Origin of the sequence: Lysobacter sp. yr284 (genome assembly GCF_900107375.1) — a bacterium.
Classification (GTDB): Bacteria; Pseudomonadota; Gammaproteobacteria; order Xanthomonadales; family Xanthomonadaceae; genus Lysobacter.
In genome coordinates, this window is record NZ_FNPT01000004.1 from 123,111 (window position 1) to 138,519 (window position 15,409).

Here is a 15,409-nt window from a genome sequence, read left to right on the forward strand (position 1 = left end):
CTCTAAGCTTCCCGGCATGACCGCCACGCCCGCCGATCGCCGCGTCCTCGCCATGGCCCTGCCGCCGCTCGAACCGGCCGATGCCGATGCGATCGCCTCGTTCCTGGATGCGATCTGGGCCGAAAACGGCCTCGCCCAGCAAACCCTGCACAGCTACCGCCGCGACCTGGAGGGCCTGGCGCGCTGGCGCGAGGGGCGCGGGCTGGCCGGCGCCGACCGCGCGGCCTTGTTCGACTACCTGGCCTGGCGCACCCGCGAGGGCTATTCGCCGCGCAGCAATGCGCGGCTGTTGTCGGCGCTGCGCGCGTTCTATGCCTACCGGCTGCGGCGCGGCCTGCGCCGCGACGATCCGACCGCGCTGCTGGCGCCGCCGAAGCTGCCGCGCTCGCTGCCCAAGGCGCTGGCCGAGAGCCAGATCGACGCGCTGCTGGCCGCGCCCGAGGTCGGGCAGCCGCTGGGCCTGCGCGACCGCGCCATGCTCGAACTGATGTATGCCTGCGGCCTGCGCGTGAGCGAGTTGGTGCAGCTGCCTGCGACCGCGATCAACCTGCGCCAGGGCGTGCTGCGGGTGATGGGCAAGGGCAGCAAGGAGCGGCTGGTGCCGCTGGGCGAGGAAGCCCAGCACTGGCTGGAGCGCTACCTCGCGCAGGCGCGGCCGAGCCTGGCCGGCAAGCGCGCGCTGGCGCCGTTGTTCATCGAGCCCAGCGGCGAGGCGCCGAGCCGGCAGGCGTTCTGGCACCTGGTCAAGCGCTACGCCGCGGCGGCCGGGATCGACCCGGCGCGGATCAGCCCGCACGGGCTGCGCCACAGCTTCGCCACCCACCTGCTCAACCGCGGCGCCGACCTGCGCGCGCTGCAGTTGCTGCTCGGGCACAGCTCGCTGTCGACCACCCAGATCTACACCCTGGTCGCGCGCGAGCAGCTCAAGCGCCTGCACGCGAAGCACCATCCGCGCGGTTGAGGCCGGCGCATCGCCCGCGAGCCGGCGGCGCGCGCGATCGCCTGCGCGGGGCAGGGCGGGGAACGGCCGCGCTTGTCCACCCGCTGTGATCGGCCTCACGGAACGCCGGGATGAACGCGCGGTCCGCGACGGACGGTTGAACTCCGATCCGCCGCCGGCGGTCGATTCGCCCACCCGCCAAGGAATCCAGGCCATGAAGCGCATCCTTCTCGCCATGCTCGGCGCCGCCAGCCTGTCCGCCTGCGCCCAGGCGCCGCAAGCCGCGGTCGCGGCCCCGGCCGCCGCCAAGCCGGCCGCCGCGGCCGCGCCGGCCACGCCCAAGGTCGCCGCCGGCAGCGCCGACGCGCGCGCGATCGAAGCGGTGCGCTCGCTCAACGCCACGGTCGCGATCGACAAGGTCGGCGCGGCGGCGATGCCGGGCTTCCGCGAAGTGGTGGCCGGCAGCCAGGTGGTCTATGTCAGCGACGACGGCGACTACCTGTTCCTGCCCGGCCCCGGCGGCGCGCTGTTCAACCTGCGGGCCAAGCGCAACCTGACCCAGGACACCGTGGCCGGCCTGCGCCGCGACCTGCTCAAGGCGATTCCCGCCAGCGAGCGCATCGTGTTCGCCCCGGCCCGCCCCAAGTACACGGTCACCGTGTTCACCGACGCCGAATGCGGCTACTGCCGCAAGCTGCACAGCGAGATCGCCGAATACAACCGCCAGGGCATCGCGGTGGAGTACCTGGCGTTCCCGCGCATGGGCCTGGGCACCGAGGACTACAAGAAGATGGTGTCGGTGTGGTGCGCGGCCGACCGCCGCAAGGCCCTGACCGAGGTCAAGGCCGGCCGCGACCTGCCGGCGCGGCAGTGCCCGAACACGGTCGAGCAGCAATACCGGATCGGGCTGCAGGCCGGCGTCGGCGAGACCGGCACGCCGACGGTCCTGACCGCCGACGGCGTCCAGCTCGGCGGCTATCTGCCGCCGGCGCGGCTGCGCGAGGCGCTCGACAGCCTCGCCGCTGAAGCCAAAGGGGCGGCGCAGCAAGCGCCCACGGGCGCGGCGCGACCGGTGCCGGCGGCCGGCGGCGCGTGAGCCGCGGGGCCTGAATCCCGCCGTCCTGGTCTCGCCGGGTAACGCTTGGCGGGTGAAATCGGCCGCAAGCGGCGGGCGGCGAGACTGCGGCCGAACCCAGCCCGGCCGGCGCCTGCGCGGCCACTGCGGGGCCGGCACAGACGGCGTGCCCGCACGCCCCGCCCCGGCGTTCGGCCGGCCGTCGACGGCGCGCAGGGCCGGCCCCGGCGTGGCCGGATCGGCGCCGCAGCGACGATTCCAATCCGCGACCGATGCCCGTCCGGGCCCGCGTGACCCGGGTCGCGGAACACGAACTGCAAACCCCCTCCATGCCACAATCGGTCGAACCTAACGTCCCCCGGGCGGTCCAACGCCCACTCGCTCCCGCCAAGGATTCACAGCAAATGAAGCGCATCCTCTTCGCCGTGCTCGGCGCCATCAGCCTGTCCGCCTGCGCCCAGGCGCCGCAGGGCGCCGCCGATGCGGCCAAGACCGATCCGGCCAAGGTCTACGCCGCCCAGCCGGCGGTGCCGACCGGCAATGCGCCCAAGGTCGCCGCTGGCAGCGCCGACGCGCGCGCCGTCGAGGCCGTGCGCACGCTCAATCCGAAGGTCGACATCGACAAGGTCGGCCCGGCGCCGATGCCGGGCTTCCGCGAGGCGGTGGTCGGCGGCCAGGTGGTCTATGTCAGCGACGACGGCCGCTACCTGTTCCTGCCCGGTTCCGGCGGCGCGCTGTTCGACACCAAGGCCAAGCGCAACGTGATGGAAGACACCCTCGCCGGCATGCGCCGCGACCTGCTCAAGACCATCCCGGCCAGCGAGCGCATCGTGTTCGCCCCGCCGAACCCCAAGCACACCGTCACCATCTTCACCGACGTGGAATGCGGCTACTGCCGCAAGCTGCACAGCGAGATCGCCGAGTACAACCGCCAGGGCATCGCGGTGGAGTACCTGGCGTTCCCGCGCATGGGCATCGGCAGCGAGGACTACAAGAAGATGGTCTCGGTGTGGTGCGCGGCCGACCGCCGCAAGGCCCTGACCGAGGCCAAGTCCGACCACGGCGCGGTGTCGTCGAAGCAGTGCAAGAACACGGTCGAGCAGCAGTACGAGGTCGGCCAGCGCGCCGGCCTGACCGGCACCCCGATGATCCTGAACGTCGACGGCGTCCAGCTCGGCGGCTACGTGCCGCCGGCGCAGCTGCGCGAGGCGCTGGACAAGCTGGCGGCCGAGTCCAAGACCGCGGCCAAGCCGGCTGCGGCGGTGGCGACCCCGGTCGGCGGCCTGTAAGCCCGGCCCGCCCCGGCGGTTGTGCCCGAAAGGCCCGCGCGAGCGGGCCTTTCGCCGTTTTCGGCTTCCCGGCGACCTGCCTGTAGGGGCGGCGTAAGCCGCGACCACGCCCCCGCCCGCCGTCGGCGCATGCCGGGGGGGCGGGCAGGGTTTCTCCACACTTCGCCCTAGCGACGGCCGTCGCGGCGGCGCGGTCGCGGCTCGCGCCGCTCCCACGGGGGCGGCGGCCGGACCTGGATTCCCGGGCGCGCGCCCGACCCCGAGCCCCGCCGGCCCTTCGGGTACAATGACGGGCCCTGCGTTGCACGGTTCTTCGGACATGATCGTCCTCGAGGGCCCCTCGGCCCTGTCTTCGTTCCGCCGCGAGCGGCTGCAAGCCCGCCTGTCCGCCCTCCATCCCTCCGTCCGCCTGCTCGATGCCTGGCCCGTGTATTGGGTCGAGTCCGAGTCCGGGCGCACGCCCGACGACGCCACCCTGCGCCGCATCCTGCAGGCCGAAACGGCCGAGGCCGCGCGCGCCGACGGCGCCGTATCGCGCTACGCGACCCCGCGCCTGGGCACGCTGTCGCCGTGGGCCAGCAAGGCCACCGAACTGCTGCGCGGCGCCGGCCAGCCGGTCAAGCGGGTCGAACGCGGCCTGCGCTACGACCTGGCCGGATGGCCCGACGACGCGCCGACCCAAGGCGCGCTGGCCAAGGTCCTGCACGATCCGATGACCCAGTCGCTGCTGGAAGCGCGCGACGACGCGTCCGCGCTGTTCGCGGTGCCGGCGCGCGGCGAACTCGAGCGCGTCGCGCTCGACGAGCTGGAAACCGCCAACGCCCGCCTCGGCCTGGCCCTGGCCGAGGACGAGATCGCCTATCTGCGCGAGCGCTACGCCGCGCTCGGCCGCGCGCCGGCCGACGTCGAACTGATGATGTTCGCCCAGGCCAACTCCGAGCACTGCCGGCACAAGATCTTCAACGCGTCGTGGACCCTGGACGGCCGCGACCAGCCGCAGTCCTTGTTCAAGATGATCAAGTACACCCACGCGCAGACGCCGGAGAACACCCTGTCGGCGTACAGCGACAACGCGGCGGTGGTGGAAGGCTATCCGGCGCGCCGGTTCCGCCCGCAGCCGGGCAGCCAGGCGTATGCGGCCGAGGCGCAGGTCGATTCGGCGTTCTGCATCAAGGTCGAGACCCACAACCACCCGACCGCGATCGCGCCGTTCCCCGGCGCCAGCACCGGCAACGGCGGCGAGATCCGCGACGAAGGCGCGACCGGCCGCGGCGGCCGTCCGAAGGCCGGCTTGTGCGGTTTCAGCGTCTCGCACCTGCGCATCCCGACCCTGCCGCAGCCGTGGGAAGGCGAACGCGCGCTCAACCCGCGCATGGCGCCGGCGCTGGAGATCATGCTCGACGGCCCGATCGGCGCGGCAGCGTTCAACAACGAATTCGGCCGGCCCAACCTGGTCGGCTACTTCCGCAGCTTCGAACTCGGCCAGGGCGACATCGCCCGCGCCTACGACAAGCCGATCATGCTCGCCGGCGGCCTCGGCGCGATCGACCGGGTGCAGGTGGCCAAGCTCGGCCTCAAGCCCGGCCATGCGGTGATCGTGCTCGGCGGCCCGGCGATGCTGATCGGTTTGGGCGGCGGCGCGGCCAGTTCGGTCGCGTCCGGCGACAGCGACGAATCGCTCGACTTCGCCAGCGTGCAGCGCGACAACCCGGAGATGGAGCGGCGCTGCCAGGAAGTGATCGACCGCTGCGTCGCGCTCGGCGACGGCAACCCGATCGACAGCGCCCACGACGTCGGCGCCGGCGGCCTGTCCAACGCGATCCCCGAACTGCTGCACGACTCCGGCCTCGGCGGCGTGATCGACCTGGCGCGCGTGCCCAGCGACGACCCGTCGCTGTCGCCGATGCAGCTGTGGTGCAACGAATCGCAGGAACGCTACGTGCTCGGCCTGCCGGCCGACCGCATCGAAGACTTCGCCGCGATCTGCGAGCGCGAGCGCTGCCCGTTCGCGGTGGTCGGCTACGCCACCGCCGAGGAACACCTGGTCGTCGGCTACGGCGCGACGGTCGAGAACGCGCGCGAAAGCGGCCGCGACTGGCCGATCGACCTGCCGATGGACGTGCTGTTCGGCAAGCCGCCGAAGATGCACCGCGACGCCCGCCGCCCGCCGCGCGCGCCGTGGCCGGAACTGGACTGGAGCGGCCTGGACCTGCGCGAAGCCGGCCTGCGCGTGCTCGCCCATCCGACCGTGGCGGCGAAGAACTTCCTCATCACCATCGGCGACCGCACCGTCGGCGGCCTGGTCGCGCGCGACCAGATGATCGGCCCGTGGCAGCTGCCGGTGGCCGATTGCGCGATCACCTTCAGCGGCTTCGACGGTTTCGTCGGCGAGGCGATGGCGATCGGCGAGCGCACCCCGCTGGCCCTGCTCGACGCGGCCGCGGCCGCGCGCATGGCGGTCGGCGAGGCGATCACCAACCTGTGCGCGGCGCCGGTGGAATCGCTCAACCGGATCAAGCTGTCGGCCAACTGGATGGCGGCGGCCTCGCATCCGGGCGAGGACGCGCTGTTGTTCGACGCGGTCAAGACGGTGGGCATGGAGCTGTGCCCGGAACTCGAACTGAGCATCCCGGTCGGCAAGGATTCCTTGTCGATGCAGGCGCAGTGGGGCTCGGGCGACAGCGCCGGCAAGTCGGTGTCGCCGGTGTCGTTGATCGTCAGCGCGTTCGCGCCGGTGGTCGACGTGCGCCAGCAGCTCACCCCGCTGCTGTCGCGCGAAGCCGAGACCGAGCTGTGGCTGATCGGCCTGGGCGCGGGCAAGCAGCGCCTGGGCGGTTCGGTGCTGGCGCAGGTGCATCCGCAGGCCGGCGCCGAAGGCGGCCTGCCGGCGTTCGCCGGCGCGCCGGGCGACAACGCGCGCCACGGCAGCGGCGTGCCCGACCTCGACAGCCCGCAGCGCCTGCGCGACTTCTTCGAACTCATCCGCGACGCGCGCGAGGCCGGCCTGCTGCTGGCCTACCACGACCGCAGCGACGGCGGCGCGTTCGCCGCGCTCGCCGAAATGGCGTTCTGCTCGCGCCTGGGCCTGGACATCAGCCTCGACGGCTGGGGCGAGGACCCGTTCCGCACCCTGTTCAACGAAGAACTCGGCGCGATCGTGCAGATCCACGACGAAGACCGCGCGGTGTTCGCCGACCTGGTCGCGCGCCACGGCCTGATCGACTGCGCCCAGCGCATCGCCAAGCCGACCACGGCGCCGTCGGTGCGGGTCAAGGACGACGGCAAGATCATCGTGGAGTGGCGCTGGGACGAACTGTTCGACGCCTGGTGGTCGACCAGCCACGCGCTGCAGAAGCTGCGCGACAACCCCGATTGCGCCGACGAGGAACGCGCGTTCGCGCGCGACTTCGCCGCGCCGGGGCTCAAGCCCAAGCTCAACTTCGATCCCAACGAAGACATCGCCGCGCCGTTCGTCAACACCGGCGTGCGGCCGAAGGTGGCGATCCTGCGCGAGCAGGGCGTCAACGGCCAGATCGAAATGGCGGCCGCGTTCGACCGGGCCGGTTTCGAAGCCTTCGACGTGCACATGAGTGACCTGATTTCGGGCCGCTTCGACCTCGCCGACTTCAAGGGCTTCGCCGCCTGCGGCGGCTTCAGCTACGGCGACGTGCTTGGCGCGGGCCGCGGCTGGGCCACCAGCATCCTGGAACGCAGCGCGCTGCGCGAGGCCTTCGCCGCGTTCTTCGCGCGCGAGGACAGCTTCTCGCTGGGCGTGTGCAACGGCTGCCAGATGCTGGCCCAGCTCAAGCCGATCGTGCCCGGCGCCGAACACTGGCCGGTGTTCCTGCGCAACCGCAGCGAACAGTTCGAAGCGCGCCTGGGCCTGCTGGAAGTGGTCGAATCGCCGTCGCTGTTCCTGCGCGGCATGGCCGGCTCGCGCATCCCGGTCGCGGTCGCGCACGGCGAGGGCCGCGCCAGCTTCGCCGACAACCTCGACCAGGGCGCGGCCAACATCGCGCTGCGCTACATCGACGGCGACGGCCGCCCGGCCGAGCGCTACCCGCTCAACCCCAACGGCTCGCCCGACGGCATCGCCGGCCTGAGCAGCCGCGACGGCCGCGCCACGATCCTGATGCCGCACCCCGAGCGCACCCTGCGCGCGGCCAACTTCAGCTGGGCGCCGAAGGACTGGGCCGGGGATTCGCCGTGGCTGCGGATGTTCCGCAATGCGCGGGTGTGGGTCGGCTGAGACGCCGCGCCGGCAACGAAACCACGGGCGCCCGCGAGGGCGCCCGTTTTCTTTCGGGTCGCCTTCTTTTGCGGTGCGCGCTTGGCCCGCGGCCGCGGCCATGCTGGAGTCGGCCGGCGCCGAAGTGGCGGGGGAGGCGGCCATGATCGTGCTGGATTACTACGACGGCCCATTGCAAGGATTCGCCCGCGCGGCCTTCGGTGCGGACTGTTGTTGTTTCCAGATCGTGGCCTGGAGTCGGTGGAACGATTACCGCCTGTTTTGCGTGGCGGCGATCGAGCCGGGAACGTTTGAGCGCATCGTCGATGCCTTGGCGCGAGCCTCGTCCGGGAGCGCGGGCGCGCGGGCGCGACCGGGCCGTCGCGATGGGCGTTCGCCGACCGAGCGACGGCCGCGCAGATGGATGCGCTGTTGCATCGCTGCATCGAACAGGCGCGCCCGCCCGCTTTCCTGTGCCTGACAGCGGGGTCGGCGACCGAGCCACTGGCCTGCCTGCCCACCGACGAAGCCCTGCGCCGCCGCGTCGGCGCGGCGCTGTCCAGCGGCCGGGTGGCGGATTTGCGCGAATGGCGCGATGTGGTCCGGCCGCCGGTCGAGCGCTGACGGCCGGCGTGGGCGGGCCGCATCTGGATACGCCCGCCGGCCGCAGCCATAACGGCCCGCCTCCGGCAAGCCGGCGTCCGCGGCGACGGCCAAAAGAAATGTGACCACGGCTTTAAATCGGTTGGGGTAATTCCGGTTCTCGCATACTGAAACGTCCCCGTATTAATGTTCCCGATTCGCCCGCAGGCGCCCGCGCCGCGCGGTTTTCGCGGCTTTGCCGGAACTGGCAAAGACCGCGATCGAAACTGCTAAAGTCAGGAGTCACCCGCAAGTGGGTGAATGCGCAGGAGCGTGATGTGAATGCTGTAGCCCACACTACCGATGCGGAAGCCGGCGCCGACCCCGGCGCGGTCGTGGCCGCGGACGGCCAGGCCGCGGTCGACGCGCGCATCGTCGATGCGTTGCTGGCCAAGGGCCGGCTCAAGGACGCCGACCTCGCCCGCGCGCGCCGCCTGCAGGAGGAAACCGGCGGCAGCCTGCTGGCGCTGCTGGCCCGGCTCGGGCTGGTGTCCGAGCGCGACCACGCGGAGACCGTCGCGGCGGTGCTGGGCCTGCCGCTGGTCAGCGTCAAGGACGCGCCGGAGCTGCCGCCCGAGGGCGTCAGCCTGACCCCGAAATTCATGAAGCAGTTCGCGCTGTGCCCGGTGGCCGAGAGCGAGACCCACGTCGATGTGCTGATGGCCGATCCGCAGGACGGCTACCAACTCGACGCGCTGCGCCTGGCCAGCGGCGGCCGCCAGGTCCGCCCGGCGGTGGCGCTGCGCGCCGAGGTCGGCGACCTGGTCGAGCGCTGGTTCGGCCAGGGCCGCAGCGCCATGGGCGCGATCGTGGAGACCGCCGAAGGCGAGGGCAGCGGCGATCTCGACGACGTCGAGCACCTGCGCGATCTGGCCTCGGAAGCGCCGGTGATCCGGCTGGTGAACCTGGTGATCCAGCGCGCGGTCGAGCTGCGCGCGTCCGACATCCACATCGAGCCGTTCGAAAACCGGCTCAAGGTGCGCTACCGCATCGACGGCGTGCTGGCCGAGGGCGAGAGCCCGCCGGGCAACCTGACCGCGGCGGTGATCAGCCGCATCAAGATCATGGCCAAGCTCAACATCGCCGAGCGCCGGCTGCCGCAGGACGGCCGCATCATGCTGCGGGTGCAGGGCAAGGAACTGGACCTGCGCGTGAGCACGGTGCCGACCGCGCACGGCGAGTCGGTGGTGATGCGCCTGCTCGACCGCGAAACGGTGGTGTTCGACTTCTACAAGCTCGGCTTCACCGACGAGTTCCTGCCGCAGTTCCAGAAGGTGCTCGACCAGCCGCACGGGATCATGCTGGTGACCGGCCCGACCGGCTCGGGCAAGACCACCACGCTGTACACCGCGCTGAGCAAGCTCAACACCAGCGACGTCAAGATCATCACCGTCGAGGACCCGGTCGAGTACCAGATCGAGGGCATCAACCAGATCCAGGCCAAACCGCAGATCGGCCTGGACTTCGCCCACGCCCTGCGCTCGATCGTGCGCCAGGACCCGGACATCATCATGATCGGCGAAATGCGCGATCTGGAGACCTGCCGGATCGCGATCCAGTCGGCATTGACCGGCCACCTGGTGCTGTCGACGCTGCACACCAACAACGCCGCCGGCGGCATCACCCGCTTGCTCGACATGGGCGTGGAGGATTACCTGCTGACCTCCACCATCAACGGCATCCTCGCCCAGCGCCTGGTGCGCCGGCTGGAGCCGACCCACGCCGAGAAATACCCGGCCTCGCCGGAGGAAATCGAAAAGTTCTCGCTGCGCCGCTACCAGCCCGAAGGCGAGATCTGCCTGTACCGCCCGCGCGGATCGGCGATCGCGCCGAGCGGCTACCACGGCCGCACCACGATCATGGAATTCCTGGTCATGAACGACGAGCTGCGCCGCGCGGTGATGCGCCATGCCGGCATGGGCGAGATCGAGCAGATCGCGCGCGAGACCGCGAGCATGCGCACCATGTACGAGGACGGCATCGCCAAGGCGCTGGCGGGATTGACCACCATCGAGGAAGTGCTGCGGGTGACCGAGGACGCATGAAACGGCTGCTTCATGGCTTCGTGCTGCTATGCGGCCTTTCTGCGGCCGATGCCGTGGCCGGATGCGCGGCCGCGGAAGACACGGTGGCGACCTGCCGCATCGAAGGGCAGCAAAAGCAGGTGTCGATCTGCCTGTACGAGGACGAATCCGAGCCGATGGACGTGGCTTACCGCTACGGCCCGGTGCAGGGCAAAGAGGAACTGGTTCTGCGCGTGCCGCTGATGGAACTGGGCTACCTGACCGCGAACGGCGCCGGCGTGACCATCGACGAGACCGCCATCTTCGCCAGCGGGAACCACTCCTACCGGGTGACGTTCGGGTTCCGCGACGGCCGCAAGCCCGATCCGTCCGTGCTGCACAAGTTCGGAACGGTGCAGGTGCTGCGCCAGGGCGCCACGCTCGCCGAACTGGCCTGCGCACCGGAAACCATCGTGCGCACGCCCGACCTGCTGCTGGAGCGCATGCGCGAGCGGGGCCGCACGCATGCCTCCGACGGCACCACGCTGAGCAACTACGGCATCGACCGTCCCGGGCCGATCTCCGAAGCGGCCCCGTGCGAGCGCAAGAACGACGTGGACACTTGCTGGAGCATGGGCGTGTCCGCGGCGCGCGACGGCGACCTTGCGCTGGCGCTGGGGTATTACGACAAATCCTGCGACGCCGGTTTCGTCACCTACGGCTGCTACGACGGCGGCAAGCTGTACCTGCACAACCGCCAATTGCGCGATTACGCCAAGGCCTACGAGCGCCTGGGCCGCTCCTGCAAGGGGGCCGATCCCGGTCAGGCCCCGTACGCGTGCAAGTACCTCGGCTGGATGCACCAGACCGGCATCGGCGCGCAAAAGGACAACCAAGAGGCCTGGCGCCTGCTGTCGGCCGCCTGCTTCGTCCGGGCGCAGGAGCCGTTGATCGACGGCGAAGGTTGCGACCTGCTCGCCAAGACGATTCTGATCGAGCATCCGCTGGGCGATGCGCAGGCGCAGCGCAAGAGCGTCGGCAGCGGTTACCTGGTGTATCTCGCGCTGGCGATGGGTTGCACCGACGCGGCGGAAACCGTGTGCGCGAAGGCGAAGACCATGCTTGCCGACGCCAAGGCGGCGCGCGCCGCGTGGGTCGCGTATTGCGACGAAGACAGCGGCGATTGCGCCGGCATGCTCCAGCCGCAGGAGAACTTCAGTGCTACCCTCTCGCAGCGCGAACGGCTGTTCGCGCACTACCAGGATGCGCTGAAAACAATCGGCGCGCCCTGAAGGATTCCGCCCTCCATGCCCCTCTACCGTTACCAAGCGCTCAATGCTCGCGGCGAATTGCTGGATGGGCAGATGGAAGCCGGCGGCGTCGCCGAGGTGGTGGCCCGCCTGCAAGAACAGGGCCATCTGCCGGTGGACACCCGGCTGGCCAGCGAAGGCGGCGGCGGTTCGAGCTGGCGCGGGCTGTTCAAGCCCAAGCCGTTCACCGGCGCGCGCCTGGTCCAGTTCACCCAGCAGCTGTCGACCCTGCTCGGCGCCGGCCAGCCGCTGGATCGCGCGCTGACGATCCTGCTCGACCTGCCCGAGGACGAAGCGGCCAAGAGCACGGTCGCCGACATCCGCGACGCGGTGCGCGGCGGCACGTCGTTGTCGGTGGCGCTGGAGCGCCAGCACGGCACGTTCTCGCGCCTGTACATCAACATGGTCCGCGCCGGCGAGGCCGGCGGCAACCTGCACGACACGCTGGCGCGGCTCGACGATTATCTCGAGCGCAGCCGGCAGATGCAGGGGCGGGTGATCAACGCGCTGATCTATCCGGCGATCCTGCTGCTGATGGTCGGCGCCAGCCTGCTGTTCCTGCTCGGCTACGTGGTGCCGCAGTTCGGCGCGATGTACGAAAGCCTCGACGCCGAGTTGCCGATGTTCACCCAGGTGGTGCTGTGGGCCGGCACCTTCGTGCGCGACTGGTGGATCGTGCTGATCGCGGTGCCGGCGCTGGCGTTGCTGTGGTTCGACCGCAAGCGCCGCGATCCGGCGTTCCGCGAGGCGCTCGACGACTGGCTGCTCAAGCGCAAGTTCGTCGGCGCGCTGATCGGCAAGATCGAGACCGCGCGGCTGGCGCGCACGCTCGGCACCCTGGTGCGCAACGGCGTGCCGCTGATGACCGCGATCGGCATCGGCCGCAACGTGCTCAACAACCGCGTGCTCGCCGCCGACGTCGATGCCGCCGCCGAGGAGGTCAAGAACGGCGTGGCGCTGTCGACCGCGCTGGCCAAGGGCAAGCGCTTCCCGCGCCTGGCCGTGCAGATGATCCAGGTCGGCGAGGAATCCGGCGCGCTCGACGCGATGCTGATGAAGACCGCCGAGACCTTCGAGCAGGACACCGGCATGGCCCTGGACCGCATGCTGGCCGCGCTGGTGCCGGTGGTGACGGTGGTCCTGGCCGGCATCGTCGGCACGGTGGTGATGGCGGTGCTGTTGCCGCTGTACGACCTCACCAACGCGATCGGTTGAGCATGCCCGCCGCTCCGGTCGCCGTGCCCGCGCCCGCCCGCCGCTGCGCCCCGCGCCGGTTTGCGGCGCTGCGTCACGCCGATGCGCCTGTTCATGCGCGCGGATTGAACGCAGCCTGTACCGCGGTGTCCAAACCGCGAACTTTGCAAATGCGCGCGGAACAGAATCCTTGCGACCCCGTCCGCACGCGCGAGACGTTCACAGGCGACGCTGGCCCCGCCAGCGCTGCCTGGCCGTACGACCCTTTGCACCACCACCCCATTCGACCGCAGCCCCGGCAGGACTCCTCTGCCGCCAACAACGGATGACGACGACGATGCGCAACCTCCGCTCCATGACCCGCTCCCCGTCCCCGGCCCGCCAGCAGGGCATGAGCCTGATCGAGATCATCATCGTGATCGTGCTGATCGGCGCGGTGCTCGCCTTCGTCGGCAACCGCGTGCTCGGCGGCAAGGACCGCGGCGACTACAACCTGGCCAAGGGCCAGATCCAGACCCTGGCCGGCAAGGTCGATTCGTTCCAGATGGACACCGGCCGCCTGCCCGGCACGCTGGAGGAACTGGTCAAGCAGCCCGCCGACGCCAGCGGCTGGCTCGGCCCGTACGCCAAGGAGACCGAGCTGAAGGACCCGTGGGGCCATCCGATCGAGTACCGCCAGCCGGGCGAGAACGGCCCCTACGACCTGGTCAGCTACGGCAAGGACGGCAAGCCGGGCGGCAGCAGCGTCGACGGCGACATCAAGAACAACTGAGCCGGCGATAGATGCACGGCGCGCGGCACAGCCCCTCCGCCCGCGGAGGGCGTCGGGGACCGGCCGCGCGAGCGGCCGGCGCGGCCGTGTGCGGGGTCGCGCCGCTGTCGCCGCGCGCAGCGCAGCGCGGCGCGAGCCCGCCGCGCGCGCGTCAGCGCGGCATGTCCCTGCTCGAAATACTGCTGGTGATCGCCCTGATCGGCGCCATCGGCGTGCTGACCGTCGCCGCGCTCAACGGCGGCATCGCCGGCATGCAGCTGCGCTCGGCGTCCAAGCAGGTCGCCGCGCAGCTGCGCTATACCCGCAGCCAGGCCATCGCCAGCGGCCGTTCGCAGAAGTTCGTCATCGATCCGGCCGCGCATACCTGGAGCGCGCCGAACGGCCGCAGCGGCGAAATCCCCAAGAGCGTCGGCATCGTCTTCACCGGCGCGCGCGACGTGCAGCCGCGCCGCGGCGAGGGCGCGATCCTGTTCTTCCCCGACGGCGCCTCCACCGGCGGCCGGGTCAAGCTGCACGCCAAGCAGGCGGCCTGGAACGTCGACGTCGCCTGGTTGACGGGCGAGGTCAAGCTCAAGCGCGGCGAGGCGCCGCGATGAGCGCGCGCGCCTTCGTTGCGCGCCCGCCGCGCCGCGCGCGCGGGCCCGTCCGCGGCGCGCGCCAGCGCGGTTACACCCTGCTCGAAGTGATCGTCGCCTTCGCCCTGCTGGCGATGGCGCTGACCTTGCTGCTGGGCTCGCTGTCGGGCGCGGCCAAGCAGGTGCGCTGGTCGTCCGACGCCGGCCGCGCCGCGCTGTACGCGCAATCGTTGATGGACCAGGTCGGCGTCGGCCAGCCGGTGCGTCCGGGCCAGCGCAGCGGCGAATTCGAGAACGGCCGCTACCGCTGGACCCTGGGCATCTCGCCGTGGCGCGATGCGCAATTGCCGCCGTCGAACCAGCCGATCGATCCCAACGCCATGCGCCTGTTCGAAGTGCAGCTGGCGGTGGAGTGGGGCGAGGGCGGCGGCGGCCGCCGCTTGTTGCTGCGCACCCTGCGCAGCGGCAACGCCGGCAACGAGGCGCAGCTGTGAGCGGCGTCGGCGCGGGCCGCGTCGTCGCGCTTCGCCGGCGCGCGCCGGCGCGCGCCGGCGACGCGGGCGGCTTCACCCTGATCGAAGTGCTGCTGGCGATGGTGCTGCTGGTGGCCGGACTGGCGCTGGCGTTCGCGACCTTGACGGCGGCGACCAAGACCGCCTCGCGCGGCGAGGCCCTGGCCCAGCGCAGCGAGCGCGAGCGCGCGGTCGAGAACTTCCTGCGCCGGCGCATCGCCGCGACCCGGCCGATCCCGTTCGCGTTCGACCAGAGCACCGCGGTGCCGCAGCGCTTCGTCGGCGAACCCGACCGCCTGCGCTTCGTCGCCGACCTGCCCGACTACCTCGGCCAGGGCGGGCCGTACCTGCACGACTTCGCGATCGAAAGCGACGGCGGCCAGGCCCGGATCGTGCTGAACCTGTCGATGGTGCTGGCCGGCGAGACCATCAAGGACGAGCGCCCGCGGCCGCCGGAAGTGCTGGTGGAGGGGCTGAAGTCGGCGCGTTTCCGCTACCGCACCCTGGACCCGCAGCGCGGCGAGCTGGGCGAGTGGCAGGACCAATGGCAGCAGCCGGAGCAATTGCCGCTGCTGGTGGAAGTCACCCTCACCGACCGCGACGGCCGCGCCTGGCCGCCGCTGGTGGTGTCGCTGCCCCTGGCTTCGGCCGCGGGCGGCGGTTTCGTGCCGGAGCTGTGATGGAGACCGGCATGGGGGATGCGAAGTTGCGGCGCGGCGCGGGGAGCGCGGGACGTGGCGCGGCTGCGGCCGTGCGGCGGCGCGCAGGGCGTGAGGCCGCTCGTGTCGGTTGTTCGCAGGTCCGCGGCGCAAATGCGGTTTCGCGGCGGCATGCCGATCGCGATGTCGCTTTTGTCGGGCCTTCAAGAA

At 71.4% G+C, this 15,409-nt stretch carries 12 protein-coding genes; all 12 read left to right on the forward strand.

What is annotated here, in order from left to right; translation table 11 throughout:
* The first annotated feature begins 16 nt into the window (after positions 1–16).
* The 12 genes from xerD to BLV01_RS09025 all read left to right on the forward strand — a co-directional run bounded on the left by xerD (position 17) and on the right by BLV01_RS09025 (position 15,220).
* Complete coding sequence (gene xerD / locus BLV01_RS08970) at positions 17–961, forward strand: site-specific tyrosine recombinase XerD (RefSeq protein WP_091797667.1); 945 nt, start codon at positions 17–19, stop codon at positions 959–961.
* A 193-nt stretch (positions 962–1,154) separates the two neighbouring features.
* Complete coding sequence (locus BLV01_RS08975; RefSeq protein WP_091797670.1) at positions 1,155–2,036, forward strand: DsbC family protein; 882 nt, start codon at positions 1,155–1,157, stop codon at positions 2,034–2,036.
* 383 nt (positions 2,037–2,419) lie between these two features.
* Positions 2,420–3,304 carry a DsbC family protein gene (locus BLV01_RS08980; protein WP_091797672.1) on the forward strand — a complete coding sequence of 295 codons (885 nt, stop codon included), beginning with the start codon at positions 2,420–2,422 and terminating at the stop codon, positions 3,302–3,304.
* A 319-nt stretch (positions 3,305–3,623) separates the two neighbouring features.
* On the forward strand, positions 3,624–7,553 hold the full coding sequence (gene purL, locus BLV01_RS08985) for a phosphoribosylformylglycinamidine synthase (RefSeq protein WP_175485835.1): 3,930 nt from the start codon (positions 3,624–3,626) through the stop codon (positions 7,551–7,553).
* 399 nt (positions 7,554–7,952) lie between these two features.
* Positions 7,953–8,156 (forward strand): hypothetical protein, encoded by a 204-nt coding sequence (locus BLV01_RS08990; RefSeq protein ID WP_091797678.1) that lies wholly within the window; start codon positions 7,953–7,955, stop codon positions 8,154–8,156.
* 353 nt (positions 8,157–8,509) lie between these two features.
* Positions 8,510–10,219 (forward strand): type II secretion system ATPase GspE, encoded by a 1,710-nt coding sequence (gspE, locus tag BLV01_RS08995; RefSeq protein WP_091797681.1) that lies wholly within the window; start codon positions 8,510–8,512, stop codon positions 10,217–10,219.
* Positions 10,216–11,469, forward strand: coding sequence for a tetratricopeptide repeat protein (locus tag BLV01_RS09000; protein ID WP_139178573.1), 1,254 nt, complete (start codon positions 10,216–10,218; stop codon positions 11,467–11,469). The genes gspE and BLV01_RS09000 overlap by 4 nt, the downstream gene beginning before the upstream one ends.
* A gap of 15 nt (positions 11,470–11,484) precedes the next feature.
* On the forward strand, positions 11,485–12,702 hold the full coding sequence (locus tag BLV01_RS09005) for a type II secretion system protein XpsF (protein WP_091797686.1): 1,218 nt from the start codon (positions 11,485–11,487) through the stop codon (positions 12,700–12,702).
* 316 nt (positions 12,703–13,018) lie between these two features.
* A complete protein-coding gene (gene gspG / locus BLV01_RS09010) occupies positions 13,019–13,453 on the forward strand; it encodes a type II secretion system major pseudopilin GspG (protein ID WP_091798226.1) in 435 nt (144 codons plus the stop codon).
* Between the two features lie 104 nt (positions 13,454–13,557).
* A complete protein-coding gene (locus BLV01_RS09015) occupies positions 13,558–14,049 on the forward strand; it encodes a type II secretion system protein XpsH (protein WP_256375592.1) in 492 nt (163 codons plus the stop codon).
* Positions 14,046–14,522, forward strand: coding sequence for a type II secretion system protein XpsI (locus BLV01_RS09020; protein WP_091797689.1), 477 nt, complete (start codon positions 14,046–14,048; stop codon positions 14,520–14,522). Before BLV01_RS09015 ends, BLV01_RS09020 begins: the two co-directional genes overlap by 4 nt.
* 98 nt (positions 14,523–14,620) lie before the next feature.
* A complete protein-coding gene (locus BLV01_RS09025; RefSeq protein WP_175485848.1) occupies positions 14,621–15,220 on the forward strand; it encodes a general secretion pathway protein GspJ in 600 nt (199 codons plus the stop codon).
* Positions 15,221–15,409 lie beyond the last annotated feature (189 nt).

Bases quoted from the DNA above. Each gene is read 5' to 3' on its own strand.
- gspG (WP_091798226.1), top strand. From the start codon at position 13,019: ATGCGCAACCTCCGCTCCATGACCCGCTCCCCGTCCCCGGCCCGCCAG.
- BLV01_RS09025 (WP_175485848.1), top strand. From the start codon at position 14,621: ATGGTGCTGCTGGTGGCCGGACTGGCGCTGGCGTTCGCGACCTTGACG.
- BLV01_RS09005 (WP_091797686.1), top strand. From the start codon at position 11,485: ATGCCCCTCTACCGTTACCAAGCGCTCAATGCTCGCGGCGAATTGCTG.
- BLV01_RS08975 (WP_091797670.1), top strand. From the start codon at position 1,155: ATGAAGCGCATCCTTCTCGCCATGCTCGGCGCCGCCAGCCTGTCCGCC.
- BLV01_RS08990 (WP_091797678.1), top strand. From the start codon at position 7,953: ATGGATGCGCTGTTGCATCGCTGCATCGAACAGGCGCGCCCGCCCGCT.
- BLV01_RS09020 (WP_091797689.1), top strand. From the start codon at position 14,046: ATGAGCGCGCGCGCCTTCGTTGCGCGCCCGCCGCGCCGCGCGCGCGGG.
- purL (WP_175485835.1), top strand. From the start codon at position 3,624: ATGATCGTCCTCGAGGGCCCCTCGGCCCTGTCTTCGTTCCGCCGCGAG.
- xerD (WP_091797667.1), top strand. From the start codon at position 17: ATGACCGCCACGCCCGCCGATCGCCGCGTCCTCGCCATGGCCCTGCCG.
- BLV01_RS09000 (WP_139178573.1), top strand. From the start codon at position 10,216: ATGAAACGGCTGCTTCATGGCTTCGTGCTGCTATGCGGCCTTTCTGCG.
- BLV01_RS08980 (WP_091797672.1), top strand. From the start codon at position 2,420: ATGAAGCGCATCCTCTTCGCCGTGCTCGGCGCCATCAGCCTGTCCGCC.